The sequence below is a fragment of the Candidatus Frankia nodulisporulans genome (genome assembly GCF_902806475.1).
GTDB lineage: Bacteria > Actinomycetota > Actinomycetes > Frankiales > Frankiaceae > Frankia > Frankia umida.
In genome coordinates, this window is sequence record NZ_CADCWS010000236.1 from 1 (window position 1) to 6,462 (window position 6,462).

6 protein-coding genes are annotated in these 6,462 nt (G+C 72.4%); 4 read left to right on the plus strand and 2 right to left on the minus strand.

Going from position 1 to position 6,462, the window contains the following annotated elements:
• The 3 genes from G6R24_RS16940 to G6R24_RS16950 all read left to right on the plus strand — a co-directional run.
• Positions 1-894 (plus strand): AIM24 family protein (locus G6R24_RS16940; RefSeq protein WP_225438641.1); only part of this gene is annotated, 894 nt, incomplete at its 5' end.
• 2 nt (positions 895-896) lie between these two features.
• On the plus strand, positions 897-1,574 hold the full coding sequence (locus G6R24_RS16945; RefSeq protein WP_163550206.1) for an AIM24 family protein: 678 nt from the start codon (positions 897-899) through the stop codon (positions 1,572-1,574).
• A 70-nt stretch (positions 1,575-1,644) separates the two neighbouring features.
• Positions 1,645-2,796 carry an AIM24 family protein gene (locus G6R24_RS16950; RefSeq protein WP_163550207.1) on the plus strand — a complete coding sequence of 384 codons (1,152 nt, stop codon included), beginning with the start codon at positions 1,645-1,647 and terminating at the stop codon, positions 2,794-2,796.
• On the opposite strand, the gene G6R24_RS16955 is transcribed toward G6R24_RS16950, so the two are convergent.
• Positions 2,727-3,695 carry a DMT family transporter gene (locus G6R24_RS16955; RefSeq protein ID WP_175084693.1) on the minus strand — a complete coding sequence of 323 codons (969 nt, stop codon included), beginning with the start codon at positions 3,693-3,695 and terminating at the stop codon, positions 2,727-2,729. The genes G6R24_RS16950 and G6R24_RS16955 overlap by 70 nt on opposite strands.
• 341 nt (positions 3,696-4,036) lie before the next feature.
• Here G6R24_RS16955 and G6R24_RS16960 point away from each other — a divergent pair, with 341 nt between their 5' ends.
• Entirely contained in the window at positions 4,037-5,026 is a 990-nt protein-coding gene (locus G6R24_RS16960) for a hypothetical protein (RefSeq protein ID WP_163550208.1), read from the plus strand.
• Positions 5,027-5,236: 210 nt separating this feature from the next.
• Here G6R24_RS16960 and G6R24_RS22650 read toward each other — a convergent pair.
• On the minus strand, positions 5,237-6,462 hold a 1,226-nt coding region (locus tag G6R24_RS22650; protein ID WP_225438642.1), incomplete at its 5' end, for a hypothetical protein.

The window sequence follows — 6,462 nt, forward strand, 5'->3', positions numbered from 1 at the left end:
TACGGCACCCCCCCAGGTCAGCCGGGATACGGCGGCACCCCATCGGGTCAGCCGGGTCAGCCGGGTCAGCCGGGTCAGCCGGGTCAGCCGGGTCAGCCCGGTTACGGCGGTCAGCCGGCGCCGGGCGGGCAGCCGGCCTACGCCGGCGCGGCGGCGGGTGGCATGCCGGGCGGCCAGCCGCCGGTGCCCGGTGCCGGGTTCGGTGGGCCGGAGCCGCTGCCGTCGCAGGTGCAGCCGACCCAGCCGGGGGCGCTCAACAGCCTCGCGCCCTACCGGGAGCGCCCGACCGCCGGTCGCTGGACGCAGCAGAACGGCAAACTCGTCAAGGTGACCCTGGGCGAGGACGCGCTGGCGCTGCGCGGCGCGATGGTCGCCTACCAGGGCGACGTGGAGTTCGACTACAAAAGCGGCGGCCTGCGCGGCATGATCGAGGGCAAGCTGACCGGTCAGAAGCTCAAGCTGATGACCTGCAAGGGCGTCGGCGAGGTCTTCCTCGCCCAGGATGCCGCCGACCTGCACATCGTGGAGCTCGGCAGCTCGTCGTTGTGCATCAACGCCAACAACCTGCTGGCCATGGACGCGACCGTGCGCACCGAGGTGCGCCGGATCGAAAGCCCGGGCATTCCCGGTGGCGGTCTGTTCCATTTCGAGGTGTCCGGCCCGGGGTCGGTGGTCGTCATGACCAAGGGCACGCCGATGACGCTGCCGGTGGCCGGCCCGACGTTCGCCGACATGAACGCCCTGGTCGCCTGGACGACGGGGATGCGGGTCAGCGTCTCCACCCAGGTCCGGATCTCACGTCAGATCTACGCTGGCAGCAGCGGAGAGGCACTGGCCCTGCAGTTCATGGGCTTCGCCGGGCACTTCGTCGTCGTCCAGCCCTACGAGGTGTGAGCATGTACGGCAGCCTGATGGACCACTACGGGCCGACGCCCGTCATGGAACGGATGAGCAAGCACGGCTCCAAGATCGTCAAGGTGGTGATGAACCCCGGGCAGGACCTGTTCGCCCGCACCGGGTCCATGATCGCCTACGAGGGTCTGATCGACTTCAACCCGCAGCCCCCGCAGCTGGGCCGGATCGCGTCCTCCTGGGCGACCGGCGAGGGTGTGCCGCTGATGACCGCCACCGGGCAGGGCCTGCTCTACCTGGCCGATTACGGCAAGGAGGTCATCGTCGCCCAGCTCGCCGGCGAGGGCCTGTCGGTCAACGGCAAGAACATCCTGGCGTTCGACGCGTCGTTGCAGTGGAACATCGAACGGGTCCGGGGCATCACGATGCTGTCCGGGATGGGCATGTTCAACGTGGTGCTGCGCGGCCACGGCTGGGTGGCGCTCACCGCGAAGGGCAACCCGATCGTGCTCGACACCCGCGAGGCCCCGACCTTCGTCGACACCGACGCACTCGTCGCCTACACCGACGGCCTCCAGGTGCAGCCGCGGCGCACCGCGCGCCTGGGCGGGCTGATCGGGCGGGGCTCCGGCGAGGCGTTCCAGCTCGGCTTCTCCGGGCAGGGTTTCGTCGTCGTCCAGCCCAGCGAGGACGAACGCCCCACCATGTCGCTGCGGGGTTAGCGGACATGCGCCGCGGCAACCGAATCCAGTGGATCCCCTGCCGGCCGGGGACGGCGGAGAGGACGAGGACATGACGCAGGGTGGGTACGGCAATCATCCCGGCGGACCAGGCGGCTACCCCGGCGGGCCGGGCGGGCCGGGCTATCCGCCGCCCGGGCAGGGCTATCCGCCACCTCCGCCCGGCCAGGGCTATCCGCCACAGCCTCCGCCCGGGCAGGGCTACCCGCCGGGAGGTCAGGGGCCAGGTGGCTATCCGCCGGCCGGGCCGGGCCAGGGCTATCCGCCTGGGCCAGGCGGTGGCTACCCGGGTGGGCCCGGCATGCCACCCGGTGGGCCGGGTGGGCACGGGGGAATGCCGCCCGGCGCGGGCGGACCAGCCGGGGGGATTCGCTCCAGCCTGCTGGACAATCCCGAGCGGCAGTCCAACGAGCCGTTCTCGCTGCAGAACTCCAAGCTGCTACGCGCGAACCTCGGCCCGAGCGGCATGCGTGAGTTCTACGCCCGCAAGGGCGCCATGGTCGCCTACCAGGGCGGCGTGAACTTCGACGCGCACTGGGAGGGCTGGGGCGGGCAGTTCCGCAGCTTCTTCAGCGGCGGTGAGGGCCTGAACCTGATGAAGGTCTCCGGGGCAGGCAACGTCTTCCTCGCCAACCAGGCCCAGGACATCCACCTGCTCGACCTCGACGGTCGCGACGGGCTGACCGTCGACGGCAAGAACGTGCTCGCCTTCAGCACCGAGCTCAACTGGGACCTGGTCCGCGTCGACACCCAGGTCGGCATCGCCGGCGTCGGATCGTACCAGATCGAACTACGGGGCGCCGGACGGGTCGCGGTCTGCACCTCGGGTGCGCCCCTGGTGATGCGGGTGACCTACCAGAACTACTACTTCGCCGATGCCGACGCGGTCGTCGGCTGGTCGGCGGGCCTCCAGGTGAGCATGCAGGCGGCGGTGACCTCCTCGTCGGTGTGGCGGCCGCGGGGCAACACCGGTGAGAGCTGGCAGATGCAGTTCAGCGGCGACGGCTACGTCATCGTCCAGCCGTGTGAGCTGTTGCCGCCGTACAACGCGCTGGCGGGGGCCGGTGCGGCCGGCCACTTCGGATTCGGTGACCAGGGCTTCCAGGGCAACCAGCTGGGGGGCCACGGCGGCGGTCAGCAGGGCGGGCCCGGCGGCGGGTTCGGCAACCTCGGCGGCCTGGGCGGCCTGTTCGGCAACCGCTGAGCGGGTGGCTGGCGCGGCGCGGTGCGTCGTGGGCGGGGCAGGGCGGCGGGGCGGGACAGCAGATACACGCCGCTGATCACGAGCCCCGCCGCGACGACCACACCTGCGGTCACCCCGGGTTGCCGGGGTGTGGGCACGTCGAACACCGACAGGCCAAGCGCGTAGGCCGCGGTCGGATTGGTAATGGTCATCGCGGTGATCGCCGCGGCCAGCGGGCCCACCGCGAAGGCCGCCTGACCCAGCCACAGGCTCGTCAGTGTGACCCCGCACAGGGCATATGCGGGCCAGCGCGTGACTGTTGCGTGCAACCCGTTTGTGAGGGTTACGTCGGTGGTCTCTTTGAGCAGGAGCGCGCTCAGCGCGTAGAGCAGGCCGGCCGCGGTGCCGAGCAGCGCCGCCCGCGCCGCCGGCCGCCGCGCGTACGACACCCCGACCAGCGTGACCACCGCGACCGCGATCGCCGCGGTGGCGATCACCATCCGGGTCCGGTCCAGCGGCGCGTGCGCGGGCGGATGATCCTGCACGGCGAGCAGCAGAGCGAGCCCGGCGCAGATCGCCGCGACCGCCCACCAGGCCGTGCGGGCCATCCGTAGCCGGGTTCCGACGAGCGCCAGCGGGAGCGCGAAGACGAGCTGGGTGACCATCAGCGGCTGCACCTGCGTGAGTGTGCCCAGGTGCAAAGCCACGGCCTGCATGAGAAATCCCGCGAGGTTGAGCAGCCAGCCCACCAGCCACAGGGGCCGGGTCACGAGGTCGAGGAAGTGGCCTGGTCCGGGCACGACGGCCCGCGCGTCGTCGTCGGCGACGTAGTGGCTGCGTGCGGCGGCGCGCTGCTGCACCGCCGCGGACGAGGCCAGCAGGAACGCGGCGAGAAGCGAGAGTGGAACGAAGGTGGGCACCGGCGACCGCGGCAATCAGAGGGTGACGCGACGGTGGGAACGGGCGGGTCCGGACGACCGAGACACGTCGACCGGACCGGAAATGGTGGACACGATGGCGCGAATGTACCGGTCCGGTGCTGGCCGCGGGGGTAACCACGAACACCTGGCCAGGGCATGCACCCCCCGATTCGGCTAACCGTCGCGGTGTGAGCGCATCGGGCTGTACCCGGGCCATCCCTTCGTACCGTGTCAACTGCCCGCAAGAACCATGACGACGCGGGACCGATCGGGCCTGGACGCCTCTGCCAGAAGCAACGGGGGCGGGTCCTCGGTGACCTGTTCGGGGGGGAAGGACGGCGATGCTGACGCCGGCAATGATCCTGCTGGGATTTCTCGTCGCGCTCGCGGCGGCGGAGCGGCGCTTGCGCCGACGGACCGCGAGGACGGCGCTCCCACGCCACTGTCCACCAGAAGACGTCTCCACACGCGCGCAGCCGTCCCAGGACGGCGCACCATCTGACCCGCGACCCACCACCGGGAGTTCGAGCGAGGGTGCCTCCTCGCTGGCCAGCGTCTCGCTGCCGGCCAGCACCTCGATGACGACGACCCTGACCCCGTCGGTCACCGAGGTGATCCCGCCAGCTCCCGAGGTGGGTTCCCGTCCGCTCGATATCGCCTCCTCGGCCAGCGTTGCCCCGCTCGCCGAGGCCGCTCCCGCGGCGGAGGTGGCGCCGGGTAGCGACACCGGTTCGCTCACCATCCCGATGATCAGACGTGCCGCCCTGCCCACCGCGAGCACCGGCACCATCCCGGAGGGAACGCCCGAGCGGCCAACGACGCCACCGGCATCGACGCCAGCTGGGACACCGCCGACGACCGCGCCGACGACAGCCCCGACCCAGCGTCCGTCGATCCCGGCGCTGCCGCACCGACAGCGACCGCTGACGCCGCCGACCGTCCCCGGACAGCGCCCGGCGATACCACCGCGACTGCCCCGACAGCGGCCACCGGGCGCCGCGCTGCCGCCCTGGCATCCCTCCTTCCCGACGCTGCCACCCCGGCCCGCGCCCCGGCCCGCGCCACCCACGGCCGGCCAGCCATCGGCACACCTGCCAGGGCAGCCGCCACGTCGGCCGGGATCCTCGGGGCCGGGTCAGCCGCCCAAACCGTCCTCGGGTATCCCCCCGCGGCCGGACATCCCGTCGCAGTCCGGTCCGCCGGACGCGGCCGCCCGCGGGAACTTCGCCCCGCGGGCGATCAGTCCACGCCAGCCCCGCTGCCTGCGTCCGACGCTGGTGCCGCGGCGGCGTACCACCTCGACCCCGGTCACCGGCAACGACGCCGGCTGACCTCGCCCACCGCCCGGCCGCGGCGCCGTCCACGGCGACGGCCGGTGCGGCCTTGATGTCCGGACGCCCTGCCCCGCCGTCCGGCGGCTCGTCCAGGGCCGAAAACGTCCTCCCTCCTCGTCGAACCTGGCGGGGAGGGAGGACGCCGGGCTCCGCAGAGGAGTTCGGGGTCCAGCCGAAGGGCTCGCGCCTCCCCGAAGGGTTCGCGGGTCAGCCGGCAGGCTTGCGGGTGATCCGGTAGTGCAGGACGAGAAACGGAATACCGAAGATCGCGAAGGCGTGTTCGGCGCGTAGCTCACCGTCGACGGTGTGGACCTCCAACGTCTCGGCGAAACCGTGGACGGCCAGCGCCGTCAGCCGGCCATCCGAGGAGTCCCGGGTGGCCAGGTAATGGCCGGGATGGTCGAGTTCACTGCGACTGGTCAGGACGAGACCCCCACCGGCCCGGGCCTGTGGCACCAGCGTCGCGGTGAAACTGGCCTGCGGCAGCGGAAAGCCGACACTGACATAGCCGCGGTCGCCGAACCGGTACGTCGTGTAGATGCCGACGTAGATCGGCTCGTCGGTGTCGGCGAACGAGCGAATCCAGCCGCGCACCACCACCGGCGCCACCGCCTCTGACTCCACCGGCTCTGACCCCACCGGCTCCACCGGCGCCGACCCCACCGGGGCTGAGGCTGGCTGACCGGAGACCGGCCGGGCCGAGCCGGGCGGGGTGGCCGCGGGCAGGGTGATGGTGTCGATGCGGCTGTGGATGCCGCGCTGGGTCTCACGCTGGTTCATCGGCACGTTCGCCTGCCCGAGCGGGCGGGCCAGCAGCGTCCGGTAGAGCAGGTAGCCGGGGCGCACCCACATCCGCCAGCGCGGCTCGATGTCGAGGGCGAACCGGGTGGTGTGCTCGTAGAACTCGCGGACCAGCGGGTCGACGCCGGCGGGGTCGAACTCCGGCCCGGTGAGTTCCCCGAGATCGGCGACGATGCCGACGTCGGCCGCGGCAGCCTCGTACCGTCCGCCCAGCTCATCGGCCAGATCCCGGATGTATCCGGTGCCGACCCGGCGGGCGGTGGCCTGGCGGGGCACGACGAACGGGAGGTCCGCCGGGTCCACCCGCTCGGCGAGCAGGCTGACCTGGGCGTCCCGGAAGAGCAGGGCCGACAGGGTGCGCCAGCTCGCCATCGTCGTCGCGGCGACCACCGCGCCCGGCACCGGACGTCGCCCGGGCAGCCGGGCCGCGCCGGCGCCGAGGACCGCGCCGAACAACGGTCCGAGCAGGACCTTCTGCGGACGTAGCCCGAGCAGCCCGGCCACCGAACCGGTCGCCGCCCCGACGGTGCGCGGGCTCGCACCGGTGACCTGCTCGGCGGCCCATCCGACCGGGGCCATCAGCGCCGCGGCCGTGGCGATCCGCTGCCAGAGCGCGGGGATCTCCCCGGGTC